The organism is Streptomyces sp. NPDC045846 (assembly GCF_056431605.1).
Genome location: NZ_JBWKKJ010000010.1, coordinates 57,050 through 72,852 on the forward strand (window position 1 = coordinate 57,050; position 15,803 = coordinate 72,852).

Sequence of the window (15,803 nt, forward strand, 5' to 3'; positions counted from 1 at the left end):
GGGACAGGGGGCCAATCCAGCCCCTGCGGCGTTTGAGCAGGCGGGGTGCGGGGTGGAGGCCCGCGGCTTCGGGGCCGCAGGCCGGGGCCGCCGGTGAGGGGCGGGGCCCCCGGGGTCCCCGGGGCCGCAGGCCGGGGCCGGTGAGGGGCGGGGCCCCGGGGCTCCCGGGGCTGGGAGGTCAGCGGGTGTAGATTGCCTCGATCTCGTCCGCGAAGTCCTTCGCCACCACGTTCCGCTTGAGCTTCAGCGAGGGCGTGATGTGCCCCGCCTCCTCCGTGAACTGCGCCCCGAGGATGCGGAACTTGCGTACGGACTCGGCCTTGGAGACCGCCGCGTTGCCGTCGTCCACGGCCCGCTGCACCTCGGCGAGCAGGTCGGCGTCGTCGCGCAGCGCGGCCACCGTCGCCACGGACTTGCCGTGCTCCTCGGCCCAGCGGCCCAGGAACTCCTCGTCCAGGGTGACCAGCGCGCCGACGAACGGCCGCCCGTCGCCGACCACCATGCACTCCGCGACCAGCGCGTGCGCGCGGATGCGGTCCTCGATGACCGCGGGGGCGACGTTCTTGCCGCCCGCGGTGACGATGATCTCCTTCTTGCGGCCGGTGATCGCGAGATAGCCGTCCTCGTCGAGGGTGCCGATGTCACCGGTGTGGAACCAGCCGTCGGCCAGCGCCTCGGCGGTCGCGCTCTCGTTGTTCCAGTAACCCTGGAACAGGTGCTCGCCGTGCAGCAGCACCTCGCCGTCGTCCGCGATCCGTACGACCGAGCCCGGCAGCGGCTGCCCGACCGTGCCGATCTTCGGGCGGTCCCACGGGTTGAACGCGGTCGCGGCACACGACTCGGTCAGGCCGTAGCCCTCCAGGACCGTGAAGCCGATGCCGCGGAAGAAGTGGCCGAGCCGCTCGCCCAGCGGCGCGCCGCCGGAGATCGCGTACTCGCCGCGCCCGCCGAGCACGGCGCGCAGCTTGCTGAAGACGAGCTTGTCGAAGACCTTGTGCTTGATCCGCAGGCCGACCGAGGGCCCCGCGTCCGAGCTGAGCGCCGTGCTGTAGGCGATCGCGGTGTGCGCGGCCTTGTCGAAGATCTTGCCCTTGCCGTCGGCCTGCGCCTTGGCGCGCGCCGAGTTGTAGACCTTCTCGAAGACCCGCGGCACCCCGAGGATCAACGTCGGCCGGAACGAGGCGAGTTCCTCGGTCAGGTTCTTGATGTCGGGGACGCAGCCGAGCTTGATCGGAGCCATCACCGAGGCCACCTCGACCAGCCGCCCGAAGACGTGGGCCGCGGGCAGGAAGAGCAGGACCGAGCACTCGCCGGTGCGGAAGAGGGGCTTGAGCCGCTCCACCACGTTGCCGCACTCCGCGAAGAAGGCGCGGTGGGTCAGCACACAGCCCTTGGGGCGGCCGGTGGTTCCGGAGGTGTAGACGATCGTCGCCGGGTCGTCGGCGTGCGCGGAGGACATCCGCGCGTCGAGGAGTTCGTCGGAGACGTCCGCGCCGGTCGCGGTGAGCCGGGCGACGGCGTCCGCCTCGACCTCCCAGATGCCCTTGAGGGCGGGCAGAGCGCTCTGGACCGACTCGACGGAGGCCCGGTGCGCCGCGGACTCGACGATGGCGAGCGTCGCGCCGGAGTCGCCGAGGATCCACTGGATCTGCTCGGGCGAGCTGGTCTCGTACACCGGGACGGTGACGGCGCCCGCGCTCCAGATCGCGAAGTCCAGCAGCACCCACTCGTAGCGCGTCCGCGAGAGCAGGGCCACCCGGTCGCCGGCCTCGACGCCGGAGGCGATCAGGCCTTTGGCGACGGCGCGCACCTCGGCGAGGAACTGACGGGCGGTGACGTCGGCCCAGGCGCCCGCGACCTTGCGGCCCATGACCGCGACATCGGGGTGCTGAGCGGCATTGCGGCGGATCAGATCCGTCAGGTTGCCGTCCGAAGGGACCTCGTACAGGGCCGGAAGGCTGAACTCGCGCAAGACTGCTGCTCCTCATCGGGCGCCGGTGCCACGGCTCTGTGTGACGCACCGGCTGCGGTCCAAGATCGGGCAGGTGCCCGGGGGAATCCGTGGGGGGCGGAACTCCGAGCACGACTGGACTGCCCGGACGTTACCCATCGGTAGTGGGTTCCCGATAGGGGGTTCTGGCCAGATGTTCGGTGCGTCACACATGTTTGACACTGCTTCGCGCACAGTAGTCCACACCTTTGAGCACTCGGAAGTAACCGCAGGTCCGACGGCCTAAGGTGGCTCTCATGCGAGTTCATGTGGTCAGTGACGTACACGGGAACGCCGAGGGCCTGGCCAAGGCGGGCAACGGCGCGGACGCCCTCGTCTGCCTCGGTGACCTGGTCCTCTTCCTGGACTACGCCGACCACTCGCGCGGCATCTTCCCCGACCTCTTCGGCGTCGAGAACGCCGACCGCATCGTCGCCCTGCGCACCGCCCGGCGCTTCGAGGAGGCCCGTGAGCTGGGGCGTTCCCTGTGGGCCGGGCTCGACCGGGAGGCCGCCATCGAGGCGGCGGTCAGGCGCCAGTACGCCGAGATGTTCGCCGCCTTCCCCACCCCGACGTACGCCACGTACGGCAACGTCGACATGCCGGACCTCTGGCCGCAGTACGCGGGGCCGGGCACCACCGTCCTGGACGGCCAGCGGGTCGAGATAGCCGGGCGCGTCTTCGGCTTCGTCGGCGGCGGGCTGCGGACCGCGATGCGAACGCCCTATGAAATCTCCGACGAGGAGTACGCCGCCAAGGTCGAGGCGCTCGGCGAGGTCGACGTGCTCTGCTCGCACATCCCGCCCGAGGTCCCCGAGCTCGTGTACGACACCGTCGCCCGCCGCTTCGAGCGCGGCTCGCGCGCCCTGCTGGAGGCGATCCGCAGGACCCGCCCGCGCTACTCCCTGTTCGGCCACGTGCACCAGCCGCTGGCCCGGCGGATGCGGATCGGCCGCACCGAGTGCGTGAACGTCGGCCACTTCGCGGCCACCTCCCGGCCCTTCGCCCTGGAGTGGTGATCCGGCCACTGGAGTGGCGACCGGCCCGTACGCGATAGCCTGCACACACACTTCCCCACCGCTGTCGGCGCCGTCCGCGCGGGGGAGAACCAGACCCGGACCGCGCACTGGAGGAGCCACGACGATGGCGGAACACACCAGCTCGTCTATCACCATCGAGGCGGCCCCGGCCGACGTCATGGGCGTGATCGCGGACTTCGCCCGCTATCCGGAGTGGACCGGCGAGGTGAAGGAGGCCGAGGTGCTCGCCACCGACGCCGCGGGCCACGCCGAGAAGGTGCGGCTGCTGCTCGACGCGGGCGCCATCAAGGACGACCACACCCTCGCCTACACCTGGCAGGGCAACCAGGTCAGCTGGACGCTGGTCAAGTCCCAGATGCTGCGCACCCTGGACGGCTCGTACACCCTGGCCGACGCCCCCGGCGGGCACACCGAGGTCACCTACCAGCTGACCGTCGACGTCAAGATCCCGATGCTCGGCATGATCAAGCGCAAGGCGGAGAAGGTCATCATCGACCGCGCCCTGGCCGGTCTGAAGAAGCGCGTCGAGAGCGGCTCCGCGGGCTCAGCGGCCTGATGCGTACGGTCCTCGTCACCGGTCCCGGCGGCGCGGGCCGCACCACCGTCGCGGCGGCGACCGCACTCGCCGCCGCCCGCCGGGGCACCCGGGTCACCCTGCTGACCTCGGACCGGCTCCCCGGCGAACTCGCCGGAGTCTCCGTCCGGCACATCGATTCGGCCGCCCACTTCCGCACCGAGTTCCTCGCCTTCCAGGACCGTGCGGGCGCCGCCCTCGACCTGCTCGGCGCCTCGCGCCTGGACGCCGAGGAGCTCACCGAACTCCCCGGCGCCGAACAGCTCGCCCTGCTCAGCGCCTTGCGCGAGGCCGCGGCCGACGGCCCCGGCCTGCTCGTCGTCGACCTCCCCCCGGCCGACCGGGCTCTCGCCACCCTGGCCCTGCCCGAGCGACTGCGCCGCTATCTGCGCCGCCTCCTGCCGCCCGAGCGCCAGGCCGCCCGCTCGCTGCGCCCGGTCCTCGCCCAGCTCGCCGGGGTGCCCATGCCCGCGCAGTGGCTGTACGAGACCGCCGCCCGCTGGGACACCGAACTGGCCGCCGTCCAGGCCGTGATCGAGGACCCGGGCACGACCGTACGGCTGGTCGCGGAACCCGGCCCGGCCGCCGCCGACGCGCTGCGCACCGCCCGGCTCGGCCTCGCCGTGCAGCGGCTCGCCCTCGACGCGGTGGTCGCCAACCGGCTGCTGCCCGCCGAGACCCCCGACCCGTGGCTCGCCGGCCTCGTCGCCCAGCAGCGCAAGCACCTGACGGAGCTGGCCGAGGAGTTCCCCGCCGTACGCGAAGTGGCGCACCTCGGCCGCGATCCGCGCGGCGACGACGACCTGGAGCGCCTCGCCGTCGCCCCCGGGCCGGACGGTCCGGGGGCCTGCGCGCCCGAGTGGACCGTCGAGGACCGGCTCGCCGAGGACGACGTCCTGGTGTGGAGCCTGCCGCTGCCCGGCGCCGTCAAGGACGGGCTCGCGCTGGTGCGGCGCGGCGACGAACTCCTGCTCACCGTCGGCCCGTTCCGCCGCATCGTGGCGCTGCCGTCCGCGCTGCGCCGCTGCACCGTCACCGGGGCCGGGCTGCGCGACGGCGTCCTGGACGTCCGCTTCGCGCCCGATCCCGAGCTGTGGCCGCGGGGCCGCTGAACGGGATACCCCCGTTCGGGTAACGTCGAAGGAAACAGACCCGTAGGAACACCAGCCGCTGGAGTCCGCCATGAGCGAAGCCACCGAGCGCCCCGCCCCCGACGCGGATGCCTGGGCCGAGGCCTGCGCCGAGGACCTGGCAGCCGAGAAGGCGCGCCGCCGCGCCCAGTACGGGACCGAGCCGGGGTCGGCCGCCGAGGAGCTGCGCAAGCTGCTCGGAGCGGTCACCGACAAGGTCAGCGGTCTCTTCGAGGGCCCCTCCGGGCTGTCGGGGTTCGCCGCCCAGGGCGCCGTGCAGCAGCTGATCAGCCAGGCGAAGTCCGCCGTCGAGCCGGTCATCGAGCGCAACCCCGAGGTCTTCGACCACCTCGCCGCGGCCGGCAACGAACTGCTCGCCGCCTACCGCTCCGCCGTCGAGGGCCACGAGCGCCGCTGGACCGCCACCGACGACAAGAAGCGCGACGAGGGCACCGGCCCCACCGAGCACATCGACCTCGACTGAGACCCGGCGCCGGGCGGGCGCCGCCGAAGGCCCGGCCCGTCCCTCACACCCGGCGCGAACACGGGATCGGCACGCTGGGTGGCGCCCCGGCTCGGGTACGGTTGGCCGTAGCGGGGCTCGACCGAACTGAGGGATTCATGGGACTCACCATCGGTGTCGATATCGGCGGCACGAAGATCGCGGCGGGCGTGGTCGACGAGGACGGCAACATCCTCTCGACCCACAAGGTGCCGACCCCCGGCACGCCCGATGCCATCGTGGACGCGATCGCCTCGGCCGTCGACGGCGCGCGCGCCGGACACGAGATCGTGGGCGTGGGCATCGGGGCCGCCGGTTACGTCAACCGCCAGCGGTCCACCGTCTACTTCGCGCCCAACATCGACTGGCGCCAGGAACCGCTGAAGGCGAAGGTCGAGCAGCGCACCGGCCTCCCGGTCGTCGTCGAGAACGACGCCAACGCGGCCGCCTGGGGCGAGTACCGCTTCGGAGCGGGCAAGGGCCACCGGAACGTCATCTGCATCACGCTCGGCACCGGCCTCGGCGGCGGCATCATCATCGGCAACGAGCTGCGCCGCGGCCACTTCGGCGTGGCCGCCGAGTTCGGCCACATCCGCATGGTGCCGGACGGCCTGCTGTGCGGCTGCGGCAGCCAGGGCTGCTGGGAGCAGTACGCCTCCGGCCGCGCCCTGGTCCGCTACGCCAAGCAGCGCGCCAACGCCACCCCGGAGAACGCCGAGTTCCTGCTCTCGCTCGGCGACGGCACCCCCGAGGGCATCGAGGGCAAGCACATCTCGATGGCCGCCCGCCAGGGCGACGCGGTCGCGGTCGACTCGTACCGCGAGCTGGCCCGCTGGGCGGGCGCGGGCCTGGCCGACCTGGCCTCGCTCTTCGACCCGTCGGCGTTCATCGTCGGCGGCGGGCTCTCGGACGAGGGCGAGCTGGTGCTCGACCCCATCCGCAAGTCCTACAAGCGCTGGCTGGTCGGCGGGAACTGGCGCCCGGTCGCCGAGGTCATCGCGGCCCAGCTCGGCAACAAGGCCGGTCTGGTCGGCGCGGCCGACCTGGCGAGGCAGCCCGACCCCATCATGTAGCGCCCTGCGGCACCGACGGCGCCCGCCGAGTCCACCCCGGACCGGCGGGCGCTGTCGTACGTTGTGGACCATGACGAGCCCCGCCGACGGCCTGCCCGCGTCCGCGACGCGGGACGGCTCCGCCGTGATCCGTGTCCTCAGCTACAACATCCGCTCGATGCGCGACGACAACGCGGCGCTCACCCGGGTGATCCGTGCCTGTGCGCCCGACCTCGTCCTCGTCCAGGAGGCCCCCCGCTTCTTCCGGTGGCGCAAGGCCGCGGCCCGCCTCGCGGCGGCGACCGACCTGGTGGTCCTGAGCGGCGGCGCCACGGCCGCGGGCCCGATGCTGCTCTGCTCCCTGCGGGCCGCCGTGGAACGCACCGAGGACGTGCTGCTCCCGCTCACCCCCGGCCTGCACCGGCGCGGCTTCGCGACCGCGGTGGTACGGATCGGCGGGGCCAGGGTCGGCGTCCTGAGCGCCCACCTCAGCCTCCAGGAGGCCGAGCGGTACGAACAGGCCGGGGCGCTGCTCGACCGCCTCGCCGGGATGGGAGTGGACCACGCGATCGCGGGCGGCGACCTCAACGAGCGGCCGGACGGGCGGAGCTTCGGCCGGCTGGCCGCCGAGCTCCAGGACTGCCGTCAAGTGGCGCCGTGGGGCGGGGAGTTCACCTCCACGCCCCGGGACCCGCATCAACGGATCGACGCCATCTTCGCGACGCGGGGCGTCCAGGTGCTGGGCTGCGGTGTGCCGTTGGGGCTGGACGCGGCCGATCTCATGGCGGCCACGGACCATCTGCCGGTGCTCGCGGCCCTCCGGGTGCCCACGGGGTGAGCGGCGGCCCCGTGCGGGGCCGCGCCCTCAGGAGTGGGGGCAACCGTCGACCCGCACGGGAAAGTCGCGCGGAACGAACCCGCTCAGACGACCGCGCCGCGCCCCGGATCGTCGTCGTCCTCGTCGTGCTGCATGCGGGCGAACAGGGTGGCGATGCCGCCCAGGAAGCCGCCCACGCCCAGGGTGGTGAGCCACCAGGTCATGTCCCAGCCGAAGATCGCGGCGAGGATCAGCAGCAGCGGCCCGCCCGCCACGCCCAGCCAGGCGAACTTCGCCGTGACGTCGGCCTCCGGCAGGGGCGGCGGCTCCGGCGGCACGAAGTGGCCCTCGTCCGAGTCGTCCAGGTCGTCGTCGGAGGACTCGGCGGGCTGGAAGTCGCGCGGCCCGCCCACGCCCGGCGCGAACACGACCGAGCTGCCGAGCGCGGGCTTGTCGAAGCCCTTGTCGGCGTTCTTGTCCGCGCCCTTGGCGGGCTCGGGCGTCTCGTCGAGCTCGTCGCCCTGGTCGGGTTCGTCCTCGATCAGGGCGAGGTCCTCCACCGATCTGAAGGGTCTGGTGCCCGGCGGGTCGGCCGGCTCCTCGCCGTACCCCGCCACGATCGCCGCCCAGGCAGCCTCTTCGTCGATCGGCTGCGGCTCGCGGTCCGCGTCGTGCTCAGCCACCGGTCGTGCTCCCCTTCGTCCCGACGCCAGGAGCGAGGCGGCCGATGAACGAGTAGCTCTCCTCGAAGATCCGCTCCGCGTCATGGTCCAACGTCGCCACGTGGTAGCTCTGTTCCAGCAGGACCTCGCGGACGTCCGTGGAGGACACCCGGCTGAGGATGCGCGCCGAGTCGGCCGGCGGCACCACGTGGTCCTGCGGGCTGTGCAGGACCAGCAACGGCTGGGTCACCTGCGGCAGTTCACCGTCCACGAGCTTGAAGAAGTTGCGCAGCGAGTGCGCCGCGTGCAGCGGCACCCGGTCGTAGCCGACCTCCTCGGAGCCCTCCTTGGCGATGTCGCTGGCGATGCCCTTCGTGGACCGTACGAAGTGGCGGACCACCGGCAGCGCCCGGGCGGCCGCGCCGTGCACCTTGTTGCCCGGGTTGACGAGCACCAGGCCGCTGATCTCGTCGCCGTGCTTCGCTGCGAGCCGCAGCGCCAGCGCGCCGCCCATCGAGAGCCCGAAGACGAAGACCCGGGTGCAGCGCTCCTGGAGCTCGCGCAGGGCGCGGTCCACCTCCGCGTACCAGTCCTGCCAGCCCGTGAGCTGCATGTCCTGCCAGCGGGTGCCGTGGCCGGGGAGGAGCGGCAGCGAGACCGTGAGGCCGCGCTCGGCGAGGTGGTCGGCCCAGGGGCGCAGCGACTGCGGGGAACCGGTGAAACCGTGACAGAGGAGGACGCCGACCTCTCCGCCCTCGTGGCGGAACGGCTCGGCTCCAGGGAGGACCGGCACCAGGGGTCTCCTGTTCATGAGCAGGGGCGGGGTTGTGCGGGGGAGTCGTACTTCACGGTACGCGACCGGACTGACACCGACCAGAGCCGTCGCGCGGGAGGGCGGTCCCGGTACGGGTTAAGGTCTGTTCGACAAGCACAGGAAGGCATCCGAGTTGATCTACGGCGCAATGAAGTTCTCCATCGGCGGGTCGCTGAAGCTCGCCTTCAGGCCGTGGGTGGAGGGCCTGGAGAACATCCCCGCCGAGGGCCCGGCGATCCTCGCGAGCAACCACCTCTCGTTCTCGGACTCCTTCTTCCTGCCGGCCGTCCTGGACCGCAAGGTCACCTTCATCGCGAAGGCCGAGTACTTCACCTCCCCCGGGGTCAAGGGCAAGCTGACGGCGGCGTTCTTCAAGGGCGTCGGCCAGCTCCCGGTGGACCGCTCGGGCGCCCGCGGGGCGGGCGAGGCCGCGATCAACGCGGGCATCGACGTCATCAAGAGCGGCGGCCTCTTCGGCATCTACCCGGAGGGCACCCGCTCGCCCGACGGCCGCCTCTACCGCGGCAAGCCGGGTGGTCTCGCCCGGGTCGCGCTCGCCACCGGCGCGCCCGTCATCCCGGTCGCGATGATCGACACCGAGAAGATCCAGCCGCCGGGGAAGGTCGTCCCCAAGCTGATGCGCCCCGGCATCCGGATCGGCAAGCCGCTCGACTTCAGCCGCTACCAGGGCATGGAGGGCGACCGCTTCATCCTGCGTTCGGTGACCGACGAGGTCATGTACGAGATCATGAAGCTCTCCGGCCAGGAGTACGTCGACATCTACGCGACGGCCGCCAAGCGCCAGATCGCCGACGAGGCCAAGCGGATCGCCGACGAGCAGAAGGCCGCCGAGAAGGCCGAGCGGGCCCGCGAGCTGGAGCAGGCCAAGCGGGCGGAACGGCCCGGCGACTAGCCGCGTCCGTCCAGGGGTGGGGAAGATGGCGAAACGCGAACGGGTCGTACGGATGTCGGTGGAACTGCCCCTGTGGCGGGCCCTGACCGGCTACCGGGTGCTCACGACGCTCTACGCGGTGGCGATCTTCGTCGGCGGCTACCACAAGTTCGAGCGGCCCTGGGTGGGCATCGGCTACCTGGCGGTGCTCACCGTGTGGAACTTCGCGACGCTGCCCCGGGTGGCGAACGCGGCCGCCTGCACCAAGCGCTTCCTCGCCGTCGACCTCACCGTGGTGCTCACCGGCATCCTGCTCACGCCGCTCGCGGACGTGGACGCGCAGCACGTCGACGGTCCGACGCTGCCCACCATCGCGACGGCCGGAGCGGTCCTCGCCTGCGCCATCAAGGGCGGCTGGCGCTGGGCCGGTTTCGCCTCCTCGCTGGTGGCCGTCGCCAACATCGTGGAGCGCGGCCACCCCACCCGGGACACCTTCCACAACGTGATCCTGGTGTGGATCGCCTCCATCGCGATCGGCTACATCGTCGAGGTGGCCCGGGCCAGTGAGGCGACGCTCGCCCGCGCCCTGGAGATCGAGGCGGCCACCCGCGAACGCGAGCGGCTGGCCCGTGACATCCACGACAGCGTGCTCCAGGTGCTCGCCATGGTGCAGCGCCGCGGCAGCGCGCTGGGCGGCGAGGCCGCCGAGCTCGGCCGGATGGCGGGCGAGCAGGAGGTCGCGCTGCGCACCCTGGTCTCCAGCGGTCTGGTGCCGCCCACCCGCGCCTCCGAGGACGCCGCCAACGGCGCCGTCGTGCGGGCGGTGGAGGTCGACGACGAGGGGGACGGCACGGCCGCCGTGGACCTGCGCTCGCTGCTCGCCCGGCACGCCGGGTCGAAGGTCTCCTTCGCCGAGCCGGGCGCTCCGGTGCCGCTCGCGCCCGCCGCCGCGAGCGAGCTCGCGGCCGCTGTCAGTGCCGCCCTGGACAATGTGCGGATGCACGCGGGGGAGTCCGCCCAGGCCTGGATCCTGGTCGAGGACTGGGGGGACGAAGTGATCGTGACGGTACGGGACGACGGTCCCGGCATCCCGGCGGGCCGGCTGGAGCGGGCCGAGGGGGAGGGGCGCATGGGCGTCGCCCTCTCGATCCGCGGCCGGCTGCGGGACCTGGGCGGCACGGCGGAGCTGATCTCCGTGCCGGGCCAGGGTACGGAAGTTGAACTGAGGGTCCCACGGGGGAAGGCAGGACGGCACGGATGACGGAGCAGCGGACGGTGCGGGCGGACACGGCGGTGAAGGTGATGGTGGTCGACGACCACCCGATGTGGCGCGACGCGGTCGCCCGCGACCTGGCCGCCGCGGGCTTCGACGTGGTCGCCACCGCGGGGGACGGACCGCAGGCGGTGCGCCGGGCGCAGGCCGCGGCGCCCGACGTCCTGGTCCTCGACCTGAACCTGCCGGGCATGCCCGGCGCCCAGGTCTGCAAGGAACTGGTCGCCGCCAACCCGGCGTTGAGGGTGCTGGTCCTGTCCGCGTCCGGCGAGCACGCCGACGTGCTGGAGGCGGTGAAGTCCGGCGCGCTCGGCTACCTCCTCAAGTCGGCCAGCACCGAGGAGCTGACCGACGCGGTGCGCCGCACGGCCGTCGGCGACCCGGTGTTCACGCCGGGCCTGGCCGGCCTCGTCCTGGGCGAGTACCGCAGGCTCGCGACGGACCCGGCGCCCGCCGCCGCGGACGAGCCGAAGGCGCCGCGGCTCACCGAGCGCGAGACCGAGGTGCTGCGCCTGGTCGCCAAGGGCCTGAGCTACAAGCAGATAGCCGAGCGCCTGGTCATCTCGCACCGCACGGTGCAGAACCACGTCCAGAACACCCTGGGCAAGCTCCAGTTGCACAACCGGGTGGAGCTCGTGCGGTACGCGATCGAGCGCGGCCTCGACAGCGTGGACGACGCCTGAGCGGGCCATCCCCCGTACGGGTGAACGGGGGTTCCTCAACTCCCGTACGGATCAAGTGAATTGACCTCCCGCCCCATCCCGGAGTGACCTACGTCACCACTAGCGTGGACCGCGTACGTCACTCCCAGGTGAAGGGACCATTCCATGCGGGTCGGAGTACTGACCGGAGGCGGTGACTGCCCCGGACTCAACGCCGTCATCCGGGGCATCGTCCGCAAGGGTGTGCAGGAGTACGGATACGAGTTCACCGGGTTCAAGGACGGCTGGCGCGGCCCCCTGGAGGGCGACACCGTGCGGCTGGACATCCCGGCGGTGCGCGGCATCCTGCCGCGCGGCGGCACCATCCTCGGCTCCTCGCGCACCAACCCCCTCAAGGCGGAGAACGGCGTCCGCCGCATCAAGGAGAACCTCACCAAGTACGAGATCGACGCGGTGATCGCGATCGGCGGCGAGGACACGCTGGGTGTCGCGGCCCGGCTCAGCGACGAGTACGGCGTGCCGTGCGTCGGCGTGCCCAAGACGATCGACAACGACCTGTCCGCCACCGACTACACCTTCGGGTTCAACACCGCCGTCGGCATCGCGACCGAGGCCATCGACCGGCTGCACACCACCGCCGAGTCCCACATGCGGGTCCTGGTGGTCGAGGTCATGGGGCGGCACGCGGGCTGGATCGCCCTGCACTCGGGCCTCGCGGGCGGCGCCAACGTCATCCTCATCCCCGAGCAGCGCTTCGACGTCGAGCAGGTCTGCGGCTGGATCACCTCGCGCTTCAAGGCCTCGTACGCCCCGATCGTCGTGATCGCCGAGGGGGCCATGCCGAAGGACGGCGAGATGGTGCTCAAGGACGGCACGCTCGACTCGTTCGGGCACGTGCGGCTCTCCGGCGTCGGCGAGTGGCTGGCCAAGGAGATCGAGAAGCGCACCGGCAAGGAGGCCAGGACCACCGTCCTCGGCCACGTCCAGCGCGGCGGCACCCCGAGCGCGTTCGACCGCTGGCTGGCGACCCGCTTCGGGCTGCACGCCATCGAGGCGGTGCGCGACGGCGACTTCGGCAAGATGGTCGCGCTGCGCGGCACCGACATCGTGCGGGTGCCGATCTCGGAGGCCACCTCCAAGCTGAAGACGGTGGACCCCGCGCTCTACGCCGAGGTCGGCGTCTTCTTCGGCTGACCCGGCCGGGCGCATCCGGGCTGTGGGCCGTATATTCGCGATATCCGGCCCATAGCCCTCCTATCTGGCTTCACGGTCAGAAGCGCCCATAAGGGGAGAGTCGTGAAGATCCTGGCATTCGGCGTGCAGGCCGACGAGAAGCCGTTGATCGAGAAGGCCTTCGCGGGACTGCACGACGTGCGCTGTCTGGACGTCTTCCTCACCGAGGACACCGCGCCGATCGCCGCCGGGTACGAGGCGATCTCCACCAGCGTCAACGCGAACCTCAACGCCCAGGTGCTCCAGAGCCTCGCCGCCGGCGGCACGCGGATGATCGCCCAGCGCTCCACCGGCTTCAACAACATCGACCTGGACGTGGCAGCCCGCCTCGGCCTCACCATCGCCCGGGTCTCGTACTACTCGCCGTACTCCGTGGCCGAATTCGCCTGGACGCTGGCGATGGCGGTCAACCGCCGGATCGTGCGGGCCTCCAACCGCACCCGCGACTTCGACTTCCGCCTGGACGGCCTGCTCGGCCGCGATCTGCGGGGCCGCACGGCCGGCGTCCTGGGCACCGGCAAGATCGGCGAGGCGTTCACCCGCATCGCGCACGGCTTCGGCATGAACCTGCTCGGCTGGGACGTGGCCCAGAACCAGGCCTGCGTCGAGCTCGGCATGAAGTACGTCGACAAGGACGAGCTCCTCGCGAGCGCCGACGTGATCAGCCTGCACGTGCCGCTGCTGCCCTCGACCCAGCACATCATCGGGCGCGTCGAACTCGCCGCGATGAAGGACGACGCGATCCTGGTCAACTCCAGCCGGGGCGGTCTCATCGACACGGACGCGCTGGTCGGCGAATTGCGCAAGGGCAGGTTCGCCGGGGTCGGCCTGGACGTGTACGAGGCGGAGGCGGGCCTGTTCTTCCTCGACAAGTCGCTCGAAGCCGTCGAGGACGACACCCTGGCCCGCCTCGTGACCTTCCCCAACGTGGTGGTCACCTCGCACCAGGCGTACTACACGCAGGACGCGGTGGGCCAGATCGTCGCGGCGACGGTGGACAACGTGGCGGCCTACCTGGCAGGCCGCCACACCGAGAACGTCCTCGTCCCGGCCGCGCCGTAGCCGGGCCTCAGCGCACCGCCGCCACCCCCGCGAGCAGGTCCCGCACCACCTCGGGGCCGCGCAGCGTGAGCACCGACTCCGGGTGGAACTGGATGCCCGCGTAGCCCGGGCCGCGCAGCGCGTGCACCTCGTGCGTCACCGGGTCGCGCGCCACCTCCACGCCGGGCAGCCCGCCCTCGCAGCGCGCCGCGAAGCTGTTGTAGAAGCCCACCGTCTCCTCACGGCCGAACAGGTCGATCCGCACCTGCGCGCCCTGGTGCGGCTCCCGCTTGCGCACGATCTCCAGGCCGAGCTCCGCCGCGATCAGCTCGTGGCCCAGGCACACCCCGAGCAGCCCGTACCGGTGCGAGCGCAGGAGTTCCGCGGCCAGCGGGCGGAGCAGCGCCATCTTCGGGTCCGCCGCGTCCGAGGGGTCGCCCGGCCCGGGGCCCAGGATCACCGGGCCTTCGTGGCCGAGCACCCGCGCGCGCAGGTCGGGCACGTCGTAGCGGAGCACCGAGACCGCGAGGCCCGCCGAGCGCAGCACGTGCGCGAGCATCGCCGTGAACGTGTCCTCCCCGTCCACCACCAGCGCCGACCCGCTCGGCTCGGCGGGCCGGTCCTGCATCCGCAGCCAGAACGGCGCGAGGTCGGCCCGCCGGGCGTCCAGCGCGGCCCGCACCCGGGGATCGTCGGCGAGCCGGGGGCGGACGGACTCGGCGCGCGGGCGGCCGGGGCGCACCCCGAGCGCCGTCAGGACCCCGGCCGCCTTGGCGTGCGTCTCGGCGACCTCGCTCGCCGGATCCGAGTGCCGTACGAGGGTGGCGCCGACCGGCACCCGCAGACGGCCCTCGGGGGAGATGTCCGCCGTGCGGATCAGGATGGGGGAGTCGAGGGTCTGGGAGCCGCCCGCGTCCCGGCCGAGCAGCGCGAGGGCGCCCGCGTAGTAGCCGCGCCCGCCGTCCTCGTACCGCTCGATGACCCGGCACGCGTTCTGCACCGGGGAGCCGGTGACCGTCGCCGCGAACATCGTCTCCCTGAGCACCTCGCGGACGTCCAGCGAGGAGCGGCCCCTCAACTCGTACTCGGTGTGCGCGAGATGGGCCATCTCCTTGAGGCGTGGGCCGATCACCACGCCGCCCATGTCGCCGACCGTGCACATCATCTTGAGCTCCTCGTCGACGACCATCGACAGCTCGTCGGTCTCCTTGCGGTCGGCGAGGAAGGCCAGCAGGTCCTCGGGGGTCGGCCCGCCCGCCGGGTAGCGGTAGGTCCCGCTGATCGGGTTCATGACGACCGTGCCGCCGGACATCCGCACGTGCACCTCGGGGCTCGCGCCGACCAGGGTGCGCCCGCCCGTCGCCCGCCGCCGCCCTTCCAAGGAAGGCCCCGCGGGCCCGTTCTCACTTCCGGTGTGCACCACGTACGTCCAGTACGCGCCCTGCTCACCCACCAGCAGGCGGCGGAACAGGGCCAGCGCGTCGGCCCGTCCGAAGCCGGGGATCTCGCCGGTGAAGGTGCGCCGGATCACGAAGTTGGCGCCCTCGCCGCGGCCGATCTCGTCGTCGATGACCCGTCGCACGATGTCCGCGTACTCCTCGTCGCCGACGTCGAAGCCGCCGCCCTCGACGCGCACCTCGTGCGCGGGGAGTTCGGCCAGCACGTCCGCGAGCGGAAGTTCGTGGGTCTCGTCCGCGACGAGCACCGAGAGCGGCGTCCCGTCGTCGCGGACGTCGAAGCCGCGCTCCCTGATCTGCCGGAACGGCACCAGGGCGAGCGCGGGGCGGTCCCCGACGGGCAGGTCGGCGAGGCGCTCGGCCTCGTGGACCTCGCCGATCAACAGCTCGACGGTGTCGTGGTCGCGGCCCGGGGTGCGCCTGCGCAGCAGCGCGAAGGGCGGGCAGTTCTCGTCCAACAGCCTCTGGATGAGCATGGGTTGCGTGGTTCCTTCCGGTGGTGAGCGGGAGGAACAGCCCCGGAAACACTGAAGGCCGCCCCTCGGGGCGGCCTTCGCGAGTCTGTGTACGCGCAGAGATCAGCGGGCCGCCGGATGAGCGGTCCACCACCAGTTCTGGGTCGAGTGCGCGAACATGCCGGGCACTCTACCCGACGGCACCGCGG

The 15,803-nt window shown here is 72.3% G+C and carries 16 protein-coding genes; 11 read left to right on the forward strand and 5 right to left on the reverse strand.

The features are described 5' to 3' along the window. Positions 1-178: 178 nt before the first annotated feature. The gene (locus AC07F3_RS27310) at positions 179-1,972 is read right to left on the reverse strand and encodes an AMP-dependent synthetase/ligase (protein ID WP_479117079.1); all 1,794 of its coding nucleotides are present in this window, start codon (positions 1,970-1,972) and stop codon (positions 179-181) included. A 275-nt stretch (positions 1,973-2,247) separates the two neighbouring features. Between AC07F3_RS27310 and AC07F3_RS27315 the strand changes: the two genes are divergently transcribed. The 6 genes from AC07F3_RS27315 to AC07F3_RS27340 all read left to right on the forward strand — a co-directional run bounded on the left by AC07F3_RS27315 (position 2,248) and on the right by AC07F3_RS27340 (position 7,126). Continuing rightward, positions 2,248-3,009 (forward strand): metallophosphoesterase family protein, encoded by a 762-nt coding sequence (locus AC07F3_RS27315; protein ID WP_479117080.1) that lies wholly within the window; start codon positions 2,248-2,250, stop codon positions 3,007-3,009. A gap of 124 nt (positions 3,010-3,133) precedes the next feature. Continuing rightward, complete coding sequence (locus AC07F3_RS27320) at positions 3,134-3,586, forward strand: SRPBCC family protein (RefSeq protein WP_479117081.1); 453 nt, start codon at positions 3,134-3,136, stop codon at positions 3,584-3,586. Next, positions 3,586-4,716 (forward strand): ArsA family ATPase, encoded by a 1,131-nt coding sequence (locus AC07F3_RS27325; protein ID WP_479117082.1) that lies wholly within the window; start codon positions 3,586-3,588, stop codon positions 4,714-4,716. Before AC07F3_RS27320 ends, AC07F3_RS27325 begins: the two co-directional genes overlap by 1 nt. A gap of 70 nt (positions 4,717-4,786) precedes the next feature. Further along, positions 4,787-5,218: a DUF5304 domain-containing protein gene (locus tag AC07F3_RS27330; protein ID WP_479117083.1), complete on the forward strand. Its 432-nt coding sequence runs from the start codon at positions 4,787-4,789 to the stop codon at positions 5,216-5,218. Between the two features lie 137 nt (positions 5,219-5,355). After that, positions 5,356-6,309, forward strand: coding sequence for an ROK family glucokinase (locus AC07F3_RS27335; protein WP_469833661.1), 954 nt, complete (start codon positions 5,356-5,358; stop codon positions 6,307-6,309). A 70-nt stretch (positions 6,310-6,379) separates the two neighbouring features. Continuing rightward, the gene (locus AC07F3_RS27340) at positions 6,380-7,126 is read left to right on the forward strand and encodes an endonuclease/exonuclease/phosphatase family protein (RefSeq protein ID WP_479117084.1); all 747 of its coding nucleotides are present in this window, start codon (positions 6,380-6,382) and stop codon (positions 7,124-7,126) included. 83 nt (positions 7,127-7,209) lie between these two features. Here the strand turns inward: AC07F3_RS27340 and AC07F3_RS27345 are convergent, their stop codons facing one another. Together AC07F3_RS27345 and AC07F3_RS27350 are read right to left on the reverse strand one after the other, a co-directional pair. Further along, positions 7,210-7,788, reverse strand: coding sequence for a hypothetical protein (locus tag AC07F3_RS27345; protein ID WP_479117085.1), 579 nt, complete (start codon positions 7,786-7,788; stop codon positions 7,210-7,212). Continuing rightward, the gene (locus AC07F3_RS27350) at positions 7,781-8,560 is read right to left on the reverse strand and encodes an alpha/beta hydrolase (RefSeq protein ID WP_479117086.1); all 780 of its coding nucleotides are present in this window, start codon (positions 8,558-8,560) and stop codon (positions 7,781-7,783) included. Before AC07F3_RS27350 ends, AC07F3_RS27345 begins: the two co-directional genes overlap by 8 nt. 154 nt (positions 8,561-8,714) lie before the next feature. Here AC07F3_RS27350 and AC07F3_RS27355 point away from each other — a divergent pair, with 154 nt between their 5' ends. From AC07F3_RS27355 to AC07F3_RS27375, 5 genes are all read left to right on the forward strand, one after another. Then, positions 8,715-9,494, forward strand: coding sequence for a lysophospholipid acyltransferase family protein (locus AC07F3_RS27355; protein ID WP_114035687.1), 780 nt, complete (start codon positions 8,715-8,717; stop codon positions 9,492-9,494). A gap of 25 nt (positions 9,495-9,519) precedes the next feature. Then, positions 9,520-10,734 carry a MacS family sensor histidine kinase gene (gene macS / locus AC07F3_RS27360; RefSeq protein ID WP_479117087.1) on the forward strand — a complete coding sequence of 405 codons (1,215 nt, stop codon included), beginning with the start codon at positions 9,520-9,522 and terminating at the stop codon, positions 10,732-10,734. Next, positions 10,731-11,429: a response regulator gene (locus AC07F3_RS27365; protein WP_479117088.1), complete on the forward strand. Its 699-nt coding sequence runs from the start codon at positions 10,731-10,733 to the stop codon at positions 11,427-11,429. The genes macS and AC07F3_RS27365 overlap by 4 nt, the downstream gene beginning before the upstream one ends. Before the next feature lie 144 nt (positions 11,430-11,573). Continuing rightward, a complete protein-coding gene (locus AC07F3_RS27370) occupies positions 11,574-12,602 on the forward strand; it encodes a 6-phosphofructokinase (RefSeq protein ID WP_479117089.1) in 1,029 nt (342 codons plus the stop codon). A gap of 102 nt (positions 12,603-12,704) precedes the next feature. Then, positions 12,705-13,703, forward strand: coding sequence for a 2-hydroxyacid dehydrogenase (locus AC07F3_RS27375; RefSeq protein ID WP_479117090.1), 999 nt, complete (start codon positions 12,705-12,707; stop codon positions 13,701-13,703). Positions 13,704-13,710: 7 nt separating this feature from the next. Here the strand turns inward: AC07F3_RS27375 and AC07F3_RS27380 are convergent, their stop codons facing one another. Continuing rightward, a complete protein-coding gene (locus tag AC07F3_RS27380; RefSeq protein ID WP_479117091.1) occupies positions 13,711-15,615 on the reverse strand; it encodes an anthranilate synthase family protein in 1,905 nt (634 codons plus the stop codon). Positions 15,616-15,717: 102 nt separating this feature from the next. Next, positions 15,718-15,774 carry a trp operon leader peptide gene (locus tag AC07F3_RS27385; protein ID WP_078516689.1) on the reverse strand — a complete coding sequence of 19 codons (57 nt, stop codon included), beginning with the start codon at positions 15,772-15,774 and terminating at the stop codon, positions 15,718-15,720. Positions 15,775-15,803: the final 29 nt, after the last annotated feature.